Genomic DNA, 16,761 nt, shown 5'->3' with positions numbered 1-16,761 from the left:
TTCTATGAGCTCAGGGATCAGCCAGAAGCTACAGAGCAGCCGTAAAGAGCTGCTGGATATCGGGCTTCGCAACAACATGCTCAACTTCCGCAAAACAGCGAAGACCTTGATGGTCGTCGATGAGCTGTCCGAGGAGGTTTTTAACATTCTCTATCGCCAGGAAAAGGCCATGACCTTTGCGCCGATGGCGCGCAAGAAACTGGCTGAACTGGCAAAGGCTACAAAGCCGGAGGAAGCAGAGGCTGACACTGCCAGTGACGCAGAGTTGCTGCACGAACTGGATAGCCTGGACTGGTCCAGCGTCGCTGACGAGGGCGATGAGGATGAATCAGGCAGGGCCCGTCGCCATCTAGATACCCGCTTGCAGACGGCCATCGATGATGAGCGTCTGTTCCTGCAGCTGTTGAAGATCCACACCGAGGCTAAAGGCTTTATCGAGGAGCAGGGGGTGAACACGCTGTTCCTGGCCCTGGGCTTTTTGCATTGGTACGAAGCGGATAGCTCGGAAAATCTGCGCAAGGCCCCTCTGATACTGCTGCCGGTCAGCCTTGAGCGCAGCGGCGCCAAAGATGCCTTCAAGCTGAAGTATTCGGGTGACGAGCTGATGGCGAACCTTTCTCTGGTTGCCAAGCTGAAGACTGACTTCGGCCTGGATATGGCCGCCTGCGGGTTTGACGAGGACAGCTTCGCCACCGATGAGCGCAGTCTTGAGCGCTTCTATGGTGAAGTGGCTGATGTGATCAGCAAGCAGTCACGCTGGAAGGTCGCCAGTAACGAGATCGCCCTGGGTTTCTTTTCCTTCGGCAAGTTTTTGATGTTCAAGGATCTTGACCCGAAGAGCTGGCCGGAAGAGAAACAACCGGACGCCAATGGCGTGATGATGCGTCTGCTGGGCTCAGGCTTCGGGGATAGGCCCGCAGCGTATCCAGAAGATGTAAACATCGACTCGGTGATCAAGCCGGGCGATGTGCGTTTTGTGAAGGACGCCGACAGTAGCCAGACCGAGGCGATTCTGGAGGTGCGCGAGGGTTCCAATCTGGTAATCCAGGGGCCGCCCGGCACAGGCAAGTCGCAGACGATCACCAACATCATCGCGGAGCTGATCGGCCAGAAGAAAACGGTGCTGTTCGTTGCCGAGAAGATGGCCGCGCTCGAGGTGGTCAAGCGTCGTCTGGATGAGAGCCATCTGGGCGATGCTGTCCTTGAGTTGCATAGCCACAAGGCCACCAAGCAGTCTGTGCTCAAGGAACTGGGGCGCACTCTGGATCAGGGGCGACCACTGACCAAGGTCGGTGAGGAGGATCTTGCGAGCTTGAAAGAGCTACAAGATGCTCTTAACCAGTATTGCGAGGCTGTGAGCTCCTCCGCAGGAGCAAGCGGTTTGCCCTTTGTTGACGTCCTCGGCCGCTACCTGAAACTGAAACGAGTTCATGCAGGGTTGCCGGTCATTTCTTTTGCGCCTATGGCGGCCTGGAGTTTTGCCGAGCAGCAAAAGCGGCGAGCGTTGGTTGAGGAGCTGGTGCTGCACCTTGAGGAAATGGGGCGCCCCGACCGAAACGTCTTCTGGGGAAGTCAGCGCACCTTCTTCTCGCCTATCGAGCAGAGCAGTGCAAATGATGCACTGCAGCTGGCGAGCTCCCATCTCAGTGCATTGCAGGCGGCTGCTGCCGCACTTTCTGAACGGTTAATGCTGACTCAGCCCGCCACCCTGGCAGATGTGGATGTGGTTTGCCGGGCTGCTCGGCGTGCTGCCGAGGCTCCGCGACTGGAGGGTGTCCAGCTATCTACAGGTGAGTGGCAGTCAAGACGTGATGTCATTCGCGAACTGCTGGAGGCAGGAGAGCGTATGACGGCGTGCCGCACTCGGCATGACAGCCAGTTGATCGACGCTGCTTGGGAGCAGGACCTGCTGGATGTCCGGCAGAGCCTTCAGGCGTACGGCGACAAGTGGTGGAAGATCTTTTCGGGGCGCTTCCGTGCAGCCCGGGCGCGTCTGCAGGGGCTCGCTCGGGAAGCATTGCCCAAGACCAATGCGGGTATGCTGGAGCTGGTGGACTCGGTACTGACCTATCAGCAGTGCAAGAAGGTGTATGACCAGCATGAGGCATTGGGTAGCGCGTTGTTCGGTGCCCAATGGCAGCGCCAGAAAACGGATTGGGCAGTACTTGAGCGTTTGAGTGCCTGGGTAATCAAGCTGCATGACGATCTGGGAAATGGACAGATTCCCCAAGGCATCATCGCCTTTCTGGCCGGGCATGCCGATGCCAGTGGCTTGGGGGATGCGGTAAGCGCAATAGAACAGCATGTTGCCGGGTTGGACAAGGCGCTACTCAGTGCGCTTGAGGTGACCGGCATGCAGGCGGAAAACGCCAACGCTGACGTGAGAAAGCTCGGTCTGGCGGCTCTAGGGGAGCGTTTACGACAGTGGCAGGGAGGACTGACCGCGCTTTACCAGATGGCGCGGTTCAATGTCCTGGCGCAGCAGGTGCGCGACATTAAGCTCGACGAGTTGCTAGAAATTGCCATCAGCAGTGATGAGCCCAGGCAGCTAACTGCCATTTTGGACTTCTCCTGGTATTCGGGGCTGGTGCAGCGGGTCTATGCCGAGAAACCAGCGTTGCAGCAGTTCGACCGCATTAAACATGAGCACCAGATCGCGCGGTTCAAATCCCTCGATCTGGCTTCGCTCAATCATGCGCAAACGCACTTGGCTAAACAGGTCTGGGAGGGGATGCCCAATATCAATCAGCCTGGGGAAATGGCTGTCCTGCGCGCTGAACTGAACAAGAAGCGCCGGCATATCCCGATCAGGCAGCTGATTGAGAAGGCGGGGCGGGCGATTCAGCAGATCAAGCCTGTTTTCATGATGAGCCCCATGTCGATCGCGAACTTTCTACCTCCAGGAAAGCTGGAGTTCGATGTGGTGGTCTTCGACGAAGCCTCCCAGGTGAAGGCTGTCGATGCATTCGGCGCCATCATGCGCGGTAAGCAGGTGGTTGTGGTCGGGGATACCCGGCAGATGCCCCCTACCGATTTCTTCAGCCGTGATGTCGAGTTGGATGACGAGGATGCGGCGACCGCCGACATTGAAAGCATCTTGAGCATGTTTAAGGCCGCAGGTAGCCAGGAGCGCTATCTCCGCTGGCACTACAGAAGCCGGCATGAGTCGTTGATCGCGGTTTCCAACGTCGAGTTCTACGACAGCAAGCTGGTGGTGTTCCCCTCTGCGGGCCAGCATCCGCATGCCAGTGGAGTGAGCTTCGATTATCTGCCGGATGCGCTATATGACCGGGGGCGAACCCGCACCAACAAGGGTGAGGCCAAGGCTGTTGCGCAGGCCGTTATGCAGCACGCGATCCAAACGCCAGAGCTATCGCTGGGGGTTGCTGCATTTAGTGTGGCGCAGCGAGACCTGATCCAGGTTGAGATCGAGTTGCTGCGCCGGCAGATGCCTGAGGCCGAGGCGTTTTTCACTTCGCAAGGGAGCGAGCCGTTCTTCGTCAAGAACTTGGAGAACATCCAGGGGGATGAGCGGGACAAGATCTTCATCAGCATCGGCTATGGACGTAACGAGTCCGGCCGAATTGCCAGGGAGTTTGGCCCGTTGAACCGCGAGGGCGGGCACCGTCGACTCAATGTTCTGATCACTCGCGCCAAATTGGCGATGCGTGTTTTCTGCAACTTCAGGGCTGACGAGCTTGAGCTCGATGCGGGGGCCAGTCTCGGAGTGAGAGCGTTGAAAAACTTCCTCAAGTACGCCGAGACGGGTGTGCTTGAAGTCGCACGAGAGACAGGCAAGGCGGCAGATTCGCCGTTTGAGCTGGAGGTAATAGAGGCGTTGCGGGAAAGGAACTACGAGGTGGAGCCGCAGGTAGGCACCGCGGGCTACTTTATCGACATCGCAGTCAAGGATCCTGACTATCCGGGGCGCTATGTTCTGGCTATCGAATGTGATGGCGCTGCATATCACAGCTCACGGTCTGCACGTGATCGAGATCGTTTGCGGCAGGGCGTTTTGGAAGGGTTGGGCTGGAACTTCCACCGGATCTGGAGTACGGATTGGTTCCGCAATCCCCAACAGGAAATCATTCGCGCCGTAGCGGCCATTGAGGCGGCCCGCGCGAGGATAGCGGAGGGGCGTCATGCGCTTCCTCAGGTGGCGCCAGAACCGAAGCATGAGATTGTTCGAGGAGCACCGGCAGAAGAGACAGTACCGAGTTCAAGCCAACCATACGTGAAGGCTCGACTGACTCCGGTGGTATCGATGACCGAGTTGCACCAGGAAAAGCCAGAACGATTGATGCAGATGATCCGGACTGTGGTTGAGGTTGAAGCACCAGTGCATGCCAGTGAGGTGACGCGGCGGGTTATGGAGGCCTATGGAGTGGCCCGGGCAGGTGCAAGGATTACCAGCGTTGTGGATGAAGCCATTCGCCTCGGAGTTCGGCAGGGCGTGTACCGTGGCCATGGCAGCTTTTTATATTGCGCGGATAGCCGGCCGGCCCCGATTCGCAGTCGTGCTCATTTGGAATCGGCGGAGCGAAAAATTGAGTGGGTTGCTCCGGAGGAGTTGGATCAGGCATTACTGGAAACGGTAAATCTTGGTTTCTCTATGGGGCGCGAAGATGCAATTTCTGGTGCACTCGGGCTGCTGGGTTTCGGGCGAGCGACATCGAAGATTGCGGGCATCCTTGAGGAGAGAATAGGTGCGCTTGCCGCTCAAGGGCGATTGCAAGTGATTGATGGGGTAGTCAAGGCAGCCGTTAATTTAGGTTAGATGGTCCGTTACCGCGACTGTAATCGACTAAGCGAATCGTATTGAGCTTGCAGAGGTGCCAGGTAAGGCTCGTTAAGGACGGATATGACCGAAGATCAATTGGAACAGGAAACACTCGGCTGGCTCAGTGAGGTGGGGTACGCGCATCTGTATGGCCCGAATATCGCCTACGACGGCGATAACCCCGAGCGCGAGAGCTATCGCGACGTGCTCTTGACCATGCGCCTGCGCACGGCCATCGCTCGACTCAATCCGCAGGTCCCGCTGGCGGCGCGTGAGGACGCCTTACGGCAGATCCTGGAGTTGGGCGTGCCGGTGCAGCTGTCGGCCAATCGCCTGTTCCATCGTCTGCTGGTCGGCGGTGTGCCGGTGCAATACCAGAAGGACGGTGAGACCCGCGGTGATTTCGTGCGGTTGATCGACTGGGCTGATGTGCGAGCCAACGAGTGGCTGGCGATCAACCAGTTCAGCATCCAGGGGCCGAAACATACACGCCGGCCGGACATCATCCTGTTCGTCAACGGCCTGCCGCTGGTGCTGCTGGAGCTGAAGAACCCTGCGGATGTGAATGCCGACCTGGTCAAGGCGTTCGACCAGCTCCAGACCTACAAGGAGCAGATTCCTGACGTCTTTCACTACAACGAGATTCTGGTTATCAGCGATGGCAGTGAGGCGCGCATGGGCTCCTTGTCGGCAGACTGGGAGCGGTTTGCTCGCTGGCGCACCATCGACGGCGTGACGGTTGATCCGCTTGGTGAGTTCAACGAGCTGGAGACGCTGGTGCGTGGTGTATTGCAGCCGGCGACGCTGCTGGATTACCTGCGCTACTTCGTACTGTTCGAGGATGATGGTCGGCTGGTGAAGAAGATCGCCGGCTATCACCAGTTCCATGCCGTGCGTGCGGCGATCCAACAGGTGGTCAGCGCTTCGCGCCCCGGCGGCACGCATAAGGGAGGGGTGGTCTGGCATACCCAGGGCTCGGGCAAGAGCATCACCATGACCTGCTTCGCCGCCCGTGTGATGCAGGAAGCGGCGATGGAGAACCCGACCATCGTGGTGATCACCGACCGCAATGACCTGGACGGCCAGTTGTTCGGCGTGTTCTCGCTGTCGCAGGATCTGCTGCGTGAACAGCCGGTGCAGGTGGCCACCCGTGGTGACTTGCGCGAGAAACTGGCCAACCGCCCCAGTGGCGGCATTGTCTTTGCCACCATCCAGAAGTTCATGCCGGGCGAGGATGAAGACAGCTTCCCAGTGTTGTCCGCACGCTCGAATATCGTGGTGGTGGCCGACGAGGCGCACCGCACCCAGTACGGCTTCAGTGCTTCGCTGAAGGTGCCGGACCTTAAGGTGGCGGAGGCCAGTGCTCGATATCAGGTGGGTTATGCCCAGCACCTGCGCGACGCTCTGCCCAACGCTACCTTCGTGGCCTTTACCGGTACGCCGGTGTCCAGCGAAGACCGTGATACCCGGGCGGTATTCGGCGACTACATCCACGTCTACGACATGCAGCAGGCCAAGGAAGATGGCGCCACCGTGGCCATCTACTACGAGTCGCGGCTGGCCAAGTTGTCGCTCAAAGACTCGGAGCTGGCGCATATCGACGACGAGGTCGACGAGCTGGCCGAAGATGAGGAAGAGGATCAGCAGTCGCGCTTGAAGTCGCGCTGGGCCGCGTTGGAAAAAGTCGTGGGGGCCGAGCCGCGTATCAAGAGCGTGGCGGCCGATCTGGTGGCGCACTTCGAGGAGCGCAACCAGGCGCAAAGCGGCAAGGCCATGGTGGTGGCCATGAGTCGCGAGATCTGCGTGCACCTGTACAACGAGATCATCGCTCTGCGCCCCGAATGGCACGACGAGGACCCGGAGAAGGGCGCGGTGAAGATCGTTATGACCGGTAGCGCATCGGACAAGGCACTGCTGCGCCCGCATATTTATCCCGGCCAGGTGAAGAAACGCTTGGAGAAGCGTTTCAAGGATCCTGCTGATCCGCTGCAACTGGTGATAGTCCGCGACATGTGGCTGACTGGCTTCGATGCGCCTTGCGTGCATACCCTGTATGTCGACAAACCGATGAAGGGCCACAATCTGATGCAGGCCATCGCCCGGGTGAACCGGGTGTTCAAGGACAAGCAGGGTGGCCTGGTGGTGGATTACATCGGCATTGCCAACGAACTGAAGGCGGCGCTCAAGGAGTACACCGCCAGCAAGGGCAGGGGGCGGCCCACCGTCGATGCGTACGAAGCCTACGCGGTGCTGGAGGAAAAGCTCGATGTGTTGCGCAGCCTGCTGCACGGCTTTGACTACAGCGATTTCCTGACCGGCGGGCACAAGCTGCTGGCCGGTGCTGCCAACCATGTGCTGGGGCTGGAGGACGGCAAAAAGCGCTTTGCTGACAATGCGTTGGCCATGAGCAAGGCTTTTACCCTGTGCTGCACCCTGGACGAGGCCAAGGCGGTACGTGAGGAAGTGGCTTTCCTGCAGGCCATCAAGGTGCTGCTGACGAAGCGCGAGATCAGCGCCAAGAAAAAGACCGATGAAGAGCGCGAGCTAGCCATCCGCCAGATCATCGGAAATGCAGTTGTCTCTGGGGATGTCGTTGATGTATTCGCGGCGGTTGGCTTGGACAAGCCCAATATCGGCCTGCTGGATGACGAGTTCCTCGCCGAGGTGCGCAACCTGCCGGAGAAGAACCTCGCCGTTGAGTTGCTGGAGCGCCTGCTGGAAGGCGAGATCAAGAGCAAGTTCGCCAGCAATCTGGCCCAGGAGAAGAAGTTCTCTGAACTGCTCGATAGCGTAATCAAGCGCTACCAGAACCGTTCCATCGAAACCGCCCAGGTCATCGAAGAGCTGATCGAGATGGCCAAGAAGTTCGCCGCTGCCAGCAAGCGCGGTGACCAGTTGGGGCTGAATGACGATGAATTGGCTTTCTACGATGCCTTGGCTAATAACGAAGCTTCGGTACGTGAGCTGGGTGACGAGATTCTCGCCAAGATTGCCCATGAACTCACCGACAGCCTGCGCCAGAACGTAACGGTCGATTGGAGTAATCGAGACAGTGTGCGTGCCAAACTGAGGCTTTTGGTTAAGCGCATCCTGCGCAAATACAAATACCCGCCGGATCAGCAGGAGGAGGCGGCGCAGCTGGTACTGGCGCAGGCGGAGACGCTGTGTGAGGCGTGGATGTAGTTGTGCCTCAGCGTGTTGAGGTCGATTTGACCAAGCGTAAGCTGACGTGGAAGCGGTGGAAGTATGTTGGCGGTCTCGGTCTAAGTCATGCCAAGCCATGCTCCGCATCGAATGACCAGCCACTCACCTGCGGCGAGTGAAAAGCTGCTTTTTGACAACAAAGCCTGTCGCTGCGCGAAGGCAGTCGACCATTTTGCTCCTTTGCTCGGTTTCGCTTCACATTCGTTACGCTGACCTCACAAACGATCAAAACGCCCAACTGCCCCATACTTGAAGATTTCAAGTATGGGGGGAGGGGGCGTACTTGAAGAATCGCCTGGACGGCTGCTTCAAGTACGCCCCCTCCCGTGTATTTGTTGTCAAAGTCAAAGCTTAGCCAGCCCGGCAGGCCGGGCTGAAAAGACGGCCTTGCGGGTGGTGCGGCGTTTAGCTGCTCATGCCGTTTGCGATCAAATTCAAAAAGTAGCCAGCGCTAGTGGCGCCGCAGTGACGAGCTCGGCGTCAAAAAAGTGCTGATGGCCATGCAGAAGAAGCTTCATTCAAAATGCTCGCCATGCGGTGGTGATTTGGTTATGAAAAAAGTCACCGAAGTCAGTGTTTTCAAGGGTTGCAGCGATAATATAACCAAAAAAAGGAGTGCCAGTTTTGGCACGTTTTGCGCCACTAGAGGCCAGTACGGTGTCAGTCCCGGCTTCCTCCAGTGCCACTAGTGGCACTCAAACTGCCTCTAGTGGCACGATCCGGGTGTCACAAAACGTGTGTGCGACACGCATGGTGTATCGCAGCAACTGAGTGCGACATGGTTGGAGTGTCGCAATGCGCGCGTGCGACAGACCGAGAGTGTCGCATTGATGTTCTGCGATACACCCTGAATATCGCAGGCCAGACCGTGCGACACGAAGGTTGTGTCGCAAATCTGCAACCACATTGCCGGTACCGCTTGAGGCACGGTATGGGTGTCGCAATGAGCATGTGCGACATGCTGGGTGTGTCGTAGTCAGTTCATGCGACAGGGGGCGCGTATCGCAGCGTGAGCGTGCGACAGCCCAAGTGTGTCGCATTGCGGTGTCGCTAATACACGATTGGGTCTCAGTACATGAGGTGATATGCCACCGGTCAAAAAAACCAAGGTGGTAGCCGTATGTGATGACCCAGTGCCGGCGGTGCGGATTCCACACCATCCGGCCACCCAGTCCACGCTCATCTGGCCAGGCATTCCACGGCCATCTGGCCACCTGTTCCACGGCCATCCGGCCGGGCAGTCGGAGCGCAGCGACGCAGGGGTTGCATTGTTAGTCTGAGGTGCCCGGTGTCGTCAATTTCTTCGTCTGTTTGCGCATCGATTCGCCCTTGAGGTTGATCCGATAAGCGTTGTGCACCAGGCGGTCGAGGATGGCATCGGCCAGGGTCGGATCGCCGATCAGTTCGTGCCAGTTGTCCACGGGCATTTGGCTGGTCACGAGGGTCGAGCGCTGGCCGTAGCGGTCGTCCAGTAGCTCCAGCATGTCACGGCGCTGTTCAACGGTGAACGGGGCCAGACCCCAGTCATCAAGGATCAGCAGGTCGGTCTTGGCATAGCCGCTCATCAGCTTGGCGAAGCGCCCGTCGCCGTGGGCTAGGCCCAACTCTTCCAGCAGGCGTGGCAAGCGCAGGTAACGCACGCTGTAACCCTCTCGGCAGGCCTGGTGGGCCAGGGCGCAGGCCAGCCAGGTTTTACCCACGCCGGTGGGGCCGCCGATGATCAGGTTGAGGCCGTCGCGTAGCCACTGGCCGCCGCTCAGTTGCAGGATCAGCGCCTTATCCAGCCCGCGCGGGCTGCGGTAGTCGATGTCTTCGAGGCAGGCGTTGTGCTTGAGCCGGGCCTGGCGCAGGCGGCTGCTGAGGCGCTTGTCGTCGCGTTCGGTCAGTTCGCGGTCGACCAACAGGCCGAGGCGTTCCTCGAAGCTCAGGCTGTTGATGTCGGGGGTTTTCAGTTGCTCGGCGAGTGCCTTGAGCATGCCGGTCAGGCGCAGGGTCTGGAGCTTGTCCAGGGTCGGATGGGGCAGCATGGTGGGATTCCTTGGGGTCAGTGGTAGTAGGCGGGGCCGCGCAGGTTGGCGTGGTCGTCCGGCAGCAGGGGCAGGTTGGCTTGAGCCAACGGCAGGTTTTCCAGCCCCTGGCGCAGGATCGATTCGAGGCTCTTGTAGCTGCACGCGCCGAGGCTGAGGGCGCGACGGCAGGCCAACTCCAAGCGCACTTCGCCATGGGTCTTGCCCAGGCGCAGGATGCCCAGGCAGGCCCGGTAGCCCTGCTGCGGATGGATGCGCCGTTCGAGGATGTGCCGGATCACGCCGGCCGTGTTCGGCCCGGTCTGCTCGGCCCAGCGGATCAGCCGCTGCGGCGTCCACTCGGCATGCTCGCGATGGCTCTTGGGCATGTGCTCGGCCTGCGTGCTGTGCCTGCCCTTGTGCATTGAGCGAAGGTGACTGGCCACCCGCTGATTGGCGTGGAAGCACTCCACCGTGCGCGCTGTCAGGCGTACTTCCAGTTGTTTCTTCACCAGTTGGTACGGCACCGAGTAGTAGTGCCCATCGACCTCGACGTGGTAGTCGATGTGCACCCGCGCCTTCTTCCACTCGGCGTAGACGTAGGGTTGCTCCGGCAGGGGGCGCAGCGCCGGACGATCCAGAGCTTCGAAGGCCGACTGCCGGGAGCCCGGCAGCTTGCGAAACGGTCGTCGGTTGAGCCGCTCCAGCAATAAGGCGATGGCGCTGTTGAGTTCATCCAGGGAGAAGAACTGCCGATTCCTCAGCGCGGCGAGGATCCAGCGCTCGACCACCTGCACGCCGACCTCGGCCTTGGCCTTGTCGCGCGGTTTACGCGCCCGCGCCGGCACCACCGCCACGCCATAGTGCTCGGCCAGATCGCGGTAGCTCGGGTTGATGTCCGGCTCGTAGCGATGGCTCTTACTCACCGCGCTGCGCAGGTTGTCCGGCACCACGATCTCCGGCACGCCGCCGAGGAAGGCAAAGCAGCGGGTATGCGAGCCCAGCCAGTCCGGCAGCTGCTGCGACCAGGTGGCTTCGGCGAAGGTGTAGCTGGACGCACCGAGCACCGCGACGAACACCTGCGCCTGGCGGATCTCGCCGCTGTGGCGGTCGATCACCGGCACCGTCTGCCCGGCGTAGTCGACGAACAACTTCTCGCCGACGCGGTGCTCCTGGCGCATCACCACGTCCAGCTTGCCCTGCCAGGCCCGGTAGTGCTCGCAGAACCAGCTGTACTGAAAGCCTTTCGGCTGGCTCAGGCGATACTCCTGCCAGAGCAGCGCCAAGGTCACGCCCGGCCGGCGTAGCTCGGCATGCACCCAAGACCAATCAGGCAGTGGCCGCTGCTCGCTGGGCACTGCCGGCGCCGGTGGGAACAGCTGCTGTTCCAGCTCGGAATCGGACAACGAACAGGGCCAACTGAGGCCGCTGGCGGCAAAGCGGTTGAGGTAATCGCCGACGGTGACACGACCGATCTGCACGCTGACCGCAATCTGGCGAGCCGATAGCCCGACCTCGAACTTGAGACGAAGTACTTCGCGAATCTTACGCATGGATAAACGCTCCACGACGACCTCTCTGCTTCGAAAAAGAGGTCGATGGTAGTGAAGAAATCCTGCGTAGCTGCCTACCCGGTTGGGTGGCCGGATGGCCGTGGAATCAGTGGTCGGATACGCGTGGAATGGGTGGCCGGATCACCGTGGAATCGGTGGTCAGATGCTCATGGAATGGGTGGCCAGATGACCGTGGAATCCGCAGGCGGCATTCTGGTCGCATCAGCGTTCTGCGACAGGCTGGTAGTATCGCTGATGTCTGAAAGCTTTCTAAAAATGCAAAAAGGCCGCACTGACGGCGGCCTTTATTGATCCTTCATCGCATCATCTCCAGCTGATGATGGTGCCCTTCTGCTATGAATGAAGGGGCTAGTGCAGCGTTTTCTTGGCTTTCCGGCCTCGCTTGCTACGTCCTTTCTGGCTGCTCATCAAATTCTTGAAATGCTGCCAGTTTATGGCGCCTAGGGGCAGGTTGTAGCTCAGGGATCGCTCCAAGGTATCCAGCAAAAACACGGACTGCGGCTTATCGAGGTAGTGCTCGCGGGTGACTTCGAGCATATCGCTGTTATGACCCAGCAGGTTTGCAATAACGGTTGCTGGCACGCCGGACTTCTGAAGCTGTACCGCGAAAGTGCGACGAAAGCTTTTAAAAGTGAAGCCGCCACTGAGTGCAACTGGGCAATGCTGTCCGATGAAGCCGGCTCCTGTGACTGGGCCGCAGAAGAAGCGGCTCGCAGCACGTGAATATAGGTGCTTTTCGTCAAAGCGAAGCTCTGAAAACAGCAAAGCATCAGGTCCTTCGGACTGACGGCGTTCCTCGACGAAGTCCAGAAAGCCCATTTCGATCAGCTTCGAGCAAATTGGGATCTCGCGCTCCGACTGCGCATTCTTTAGCGACTTGTTGAAGCCATGGGCGTTGATACTGATTAGGGGCACGCCATGGGCGTCATGGAACACATCGTTAACACGTAGCTGGCAGATTTCGTTGAGTCTGCCACCGGTGAAGAGCCCAAGCGGCATCAGCCAAAAGCAGTAGCTATGTGCGTCTTGGCGAACTTGCGCTGCCGGTGTGCCTGGCGCGTAGTTCTGATAGGGCCAGCTATTGAAGAGGCTGACCAGATTGGAATCCAAAAAGAACTTGGTGACCTTTGCTTTGGTGGTCTGGCAGCCCTCGGCTTTGAGCTCTTCATCGGCGATCAGCTTTCCCTTCAGTGCCTCGTTAATCATGCGATTGAACAGCTGATAGTAGGCCTGCAGGTTTTCTCCCTGGCTTCCTGAGGTGCTGCCTTTTCTGAGTAGCAGCGGGAGCTTATCCCGGATCGCATCAATGTCAGCACTGCCCAACTCCGACACTCGGCGCTGTGGGTTGTCCTCGGTGAGTACTGACTTCAGCTTGGCCATCCGGGCTTGGATCATGTAGGCAGTCTTGGGGGCGTAGTCGTTTTCGCGAAGGAAACGAGCCAGAACTGTATCCAAAAATTCGCTGAGGAGCGGGGAGTGATGAAAGCGATAAATCGCGTCGGCAATACTGGAGAGGTGCGGTAGTGCCAGCTCCAGGCTTTTTTCATGCCCGGGGGCGGCCACCAGGGTTAGGCCGTGGAGGATTGGAGCGGATAGGTGCGGAGTGTTTACAGCATTCATAGGTGCCTCACTAGTTAATTGAGGCACCACAATATCACTGGCTATGTAACCAGTAAATATGAAAATTGCAAAATAATATAATTATCTTCCTCCATTGACAAGTTGTCAATAGATTTTTTTCAGTGCGGGGAGGGCGATCTCCCCGCGCCGCCTCAGCTATCGGGTGATGCGGGATTGCCAGTGCCGTTTTTCAGCCCAACCGGTGGCCTTGGCCTTGTCGACTCCAGCTGGGCGGCCGATGCGAAAGACGCCTTGCTTGGCTTGCAGCGCCTTGTAGTGGCTGTAGTGGATGTGCGTAGTCGAGGCCTCAAAGTCGATCTTGTCGAGCTCCTCTTTCAGCACATAGCTCGGGTAGCAATCGCCATAGCCGCCAGTGGTGCTGCGGTCGGCGTGGCCGACCAAGGCTTTGCCGATCAGCATGTCCAGCTTTTGTCGACGGAACTGCTGAATGAACGTATGCCGCAGGCCATGAAAGGTGAGTTCGTCATCGCCCAGTCCGCATTGTCCCAAATAGCCTTTGTCATCTTTGTCTGAGCCCCGGTACCAGCGACTGGCTGTGTGCCCGGGCGAAAGGTCGCCATACACGCGAAGATTTTCAAAAAGCGGCGCTGACAGATCACTGCCATTTGCCTCCAGGCGCTGCTGATGAAACGCCAAGAAGCCGGCTTCAAGAATGACCTTATGTAGCGGCACGAGGCGCTCCGAGTCGACAGTTTTCAGCTGCCGCGCCCCGGAGCTGCTGATGCTGATTACCCATACGCCAAGCTCTTCACGAATATCGCCGAGCCGAAGCTGGCAAAGCTCGCTCAGGCGAGCGCCAGTGTAGAGGCCGAGCAGGGGTAGCCAGAAGCGGTAGTCATCCAGGCGCCAGCGCTGCGGCGACTTGAGCGTATAGACCGGGCCATTGAGCAGTTGCTCAATCTGTCTGGGGGTATAGGTGCGCTTCCGTGGCGCGGCTGCGCCTTTGGTGCTGAATGAAAGTCCGGCAGCCAGATTCTCTTTCAAATACCCCTGGTCGTGCGCATAGCTGATGAGCGCGCGTGCCAGCTCGAAAAACTTCTTCGCTGTCCTGGCATTCAAAGGCTCGTACTTGCCGCTCTGAATAATCTGACTTAGGGGCTGATAGCGAGTGGCGCGCAAGCGATGACGATTTTTGGGGTAGCTGCGCAACTGATCGCGCAAAGCATTGAAGTCCGCGCGGGTCAGCGTGCTGAGTGGGCGATGACCGCCGATTAGCTCTGCAAGTCCTTCCAGGCGAGCATGCATGGTGATGCGGGTGCGCGGATTCTTCCATGCCCCTTCGCGTACCTGGCGCTCTTCGAACTCCCGGATGAGAGCGCCGAAGTGCCGGCAGTTCTCATGAGTGAGTGGTGGCTGGATCAGCAGGTCGTTGGAGGCGGGTGCCTCAAACAAGGCTTGTAGCTTTGCGTTTTGGGCGGGTGACAAAACACTGCCGAGAGCATTCAGCAGTGCAAGCGTGCCGGCGTCCTGGGGTGCTGTGACGGCGTCGTTTGCCGCGCTCATGTCGGGGAGGGTGTACATGGGCTCTGCAGGTGGGATGGGGCCAAGTATGCGCCGGATCAGGTCCTGAATTTCTTGCAGGGCGCGTTCGTAGGCATCCGCTGAAGGGGCTTCGATGAAGCTTTTAACCAGAATCTTGTCGATCTGGCCGAGGCTGAAATGCAGCAGGATCGACGCGAGGATCGGTGAACTAGTCAGCAGTTCGACCCGCAGTTTGTCGGGGTGGCAAGGCACGCCATTGAGCCGCGCGCCGGTCAGCGGAATAAGGAGCGTATAGAGCCCGCTTTCTTCCTGAAGAATTTGAAAGTTTTGGCAGAGGGTTAGGCGGTCGAGCTGTCCCGAGATCCGGCTGAAGTGAAACATTACGCTGTGCGCGGAGCGTGGAAGGCCCGGCGGAATATGCAGCAGATGGCGACCCTGGTCGGGGCGGGCAAAACACAGGTACTCGTAGAACGACAGCATCGTGATAAGTGGATGCCCGGTTTTGAAGATGTTCTTAGCCATCGGGGTGGTTTCCAGCACTGTGATTGCGCTGTAGATGTAAGCGGCAGCCGCGTTGGCGGTGACTGGGTCGTTAGTGCCGAGCGGCCAGTCAAAGCGGGTGAAACCGAATTTGAGGGCTTGGCGCAGGGCTTCGCTCGGATACAAGGCGAAGTGGATTTCCCCGCCTGGTTCATTGCAATAGAGCACGATGTGCTCTTGGCACTCTTTCAGCAGGCGCTCATGCCCGGCGCTCAGATCAGAGTTAGCCAGTACGGCAGGTGCAGGGCGGAGCGCCCAGATTTTCAGGTGGCTCTCCGTAAAACGGCTGATTTCGGCGTGAACAATGGCCAGGTTTGACAGAAAGCCCTCAGGATCCAGCTCAATCGTGTCGGCGCTGCTGCGCCTCATCAGATCTTCGAAACGCGGGTTGAGATATTGGGCGAGATCGCGTGCGAGCGCTTCATCATGGCCGAGTGACCAGCGGATTTGTGCTGGTAGCTGCGGGTGATTGCCGATATAGCCCGGGAAGGTGAAGTAGTACTGGAAGCCAGTTTTGGCTTGATAGACCAGGTGCTGAACACCGGTTTTGCTTTGACGCTTGGACATGATGGCATACCTATTTGGATTCACAGTTGGACTGTGTGAAATCCAGTGCCATCAAATCGTGCCTGAAACCCGCGTTTTAGACGGGTTCCAGGCTTTATTTGGTGGAGCCGGGGGGATTTGAACCCCCGTCCGCCAGCTCTCCGCTATTGGTTCTACATGCTTAGCCAGATCTACTGAGTTAACTCCGCGCCGCCCGATTGGCAGGGTGCTTGGAGCGAGCTGTATGAGTTTTAGCCGTTACGTCTACAGCGAACTTGGCGGCGATCCTGTTCTATCTGACGGTCATTTCGGGTTTACAGGCATCCCCTAGTGACCGCTGGAGCCGAAGCTACCAGATGAAGGTTAGGCGGCTAGCGCGTACCCTTCGTAGTTGTCGTCGTTGGCAACTATAGGTTTGCAACAGTTTATTTACGAGTTCTGTTACCAACTCGGCATGCCCCTCAAGTTTCGTTACCGGCGTCGAATCCTAATCGGCCCCTGGTGCAGCTTGTGGTGCTGGGCACAAGTGTACGGAGATCTTTACGGCGTGTCGATCACTTTTTAATCATGCTGGTTAGAAAATGATCAGCTGCAGCGGCAGGATCGCAGGTACGATCCCGCCGCCTTGGCTCAGTTGCCGCCGCCCGAGCCGGAGCCGGCGGTGCCGCCGCTGCCGGAGCTGCCTGGGCCCTTGAGTTCTTGCAGGGCCTTGGTGGAATGGGCGATGCAGGCTTCGGTGTCGCCGGACTGCTGTGCCTGGCGGGCCTGTTGGACATACTCCTCGACTTTGCTCTTGGCCGGCTCACCCAGGGTCGCGGTGTTGGTGGCCATGTTGTCGTCGATTTCCTGCAGGTTGGTCTGGCACAGATCCTGTTGTGCGAAGACGGCGGGGCTGGCTAGCAGTACCGCGGATGCGAGCAGTGCATGAACTTTCATTGTGGGTCCTCCAGTCTTGTGGACTTCCCGGGCCTGCCTGAGAACTGCTGAA

The 16,761-nt window shown here is 58.7% G+C and carries 8 protein-coding genes and 1 other RNA gene; 3 read left to right on the top strand and 6 right to left on the bottom strand.

Annotated elements, in window-relative coordinates:
• Window positions 1-4: 4 nt before the first annotated feature.
• Window positions 5-4,777 (top strand): DUF3320 domain-containing protein, encoded by a 4,773-nt coding sequence (locus PSTAB_RS16845; RefSeq protein WP_013983898.1) that lies wholly within the window; start codon window positions 5-7, stop codon window positions 4,775-4,777.
• Between the two features lie 84 nt (window positions 4,778-4,861).
• A complete protein-coding gene (locus PSTAB_RS16840) occupies window positions 4,862-7,963 on the top strand; it encodes a type I restriction endonuclease subunit R (RefSeq protein ID WP_013983897.1) in 3,102 nt (1,033 codons plus the stop codon).
• Between the two features lie 1,292 nt (window positions 7,964-9,255).
• Here PSTAB_RS16840 and istB read toward each other — a convergent pair.
• Together istB and istA are read right to left on the bottom strand one after the other, a co-directional pair.
• Window positions 9,256-10,011 carry an IS21-like element helper ATPase IstB gene (gene istB / locus PSTAB_RS16835; protein ID WP_013981287.1) on the bottom strand — a complete coding sequence of 252 codons (756 nt, stop codon included), beginning with the start codon at window positions 10,009-10,011 and terminating at the stop codon, window positions 9,256-9,258.
• Between the two features lie 17 nt (window positions 10,012-10,028).
• Window positions 10,029-11,543 carry an IS21 family transposase gene (gene istA, locus PSTAB_RS16830; protein WP_013981288.1) on the bottom strand — a complete coding sequence of 505 codons (1,515 nt, stop codon included), beginning with the start codon at window positions 11,541-11,543 and terminating at the stop codon, window positions 10,029-10,031.
• Window positions 11,544-11,729: 186 nt separating this feature from the next.
• Here istA and PSTAB_RS22060 point away from each other — a divergent pair, with 186 nt between their 5' ends.
• Complete coding sequence (locus PSTAB_RS22060) at window positions 11,730-11,855, top strand: hypothetical protein (RefSeq protein WP_013983895.1); 126 nt, start codon at window positions 11,730-11,732, stop codon at window positions 11,853-11,855.
• Between the two features lie 57 nt (window positions 11,856-11,912).
• Here the strand turns inward: PSTAB_RS22060 and PSTAB_RS16825 are convergent, their stop codons facing one another.
• The 4 genes from PSTAB_RS16825 to PSTAB_RS16815 form a co-directional block, all read right to left on the bottom strand.
• Complete coding sequence (locus PSTAB_RS16825; RefSeq protein ID WP_041771841.1) at window positions 11,913-13,184, bottom strand: tyrosine-type recombinase/integrase; 1,272 nt, start codon at window positions 13,182-13,184, stop codon at window positions 11,913-11,915.
• Window positions 13,185-13,340: 156 nt separating this feature from the next.
• The gene (locus PSTAB_RS16820; protein WP_013983893.1) at window positions 13,341-15,794 is read right to left on the bottom strand and encodes a site-specific integrase; all 2,454 of its coding nucleotides are present in this window, start codon (window positions 15,792-15,794) and stop codon (window positions 13,341-13,343) included.
• Window positions 15,795-15,893: 99 nt separating this feature from the next.
• Window positions 15,894-16,272, bottom strand: a transfer-messenger RNA (tmRNA) gene (gene ssrA, locus PSTAB_RS20985).
• Between the two features lie 131 nt (window positions 16,273-16,403).
• The gene (locus tag PSTAB_RS16815) at window positions 16,404-16,709 is read right to left on the bottom strand and encodes a hypothetical protein (RefSeq protein ID WP_013983892.1); all 306 of its coding nucleotides are present in this window, start codon (window positions 16,707-16,709) and stop codon (window positions 16,404-16,406) included.
• Window positions 16,710-16,761 lie beyond the last annotated feature (52 nt).

The sequence above is a fragment of the Stutzerimonas stutzeri genome (assembly GCF_000219605.1).
GTDB classification, from domain to species: Bacteria; Pseudomonadota; Gammaproteobacteria; order Pseudomonadales; family Pseudomonadaceae; genus Stutzerimonas; species Stutzerimonas stutzeri.
This window is presented reverse-complemented; position numbering and strand designations above follow the sequence as displayed.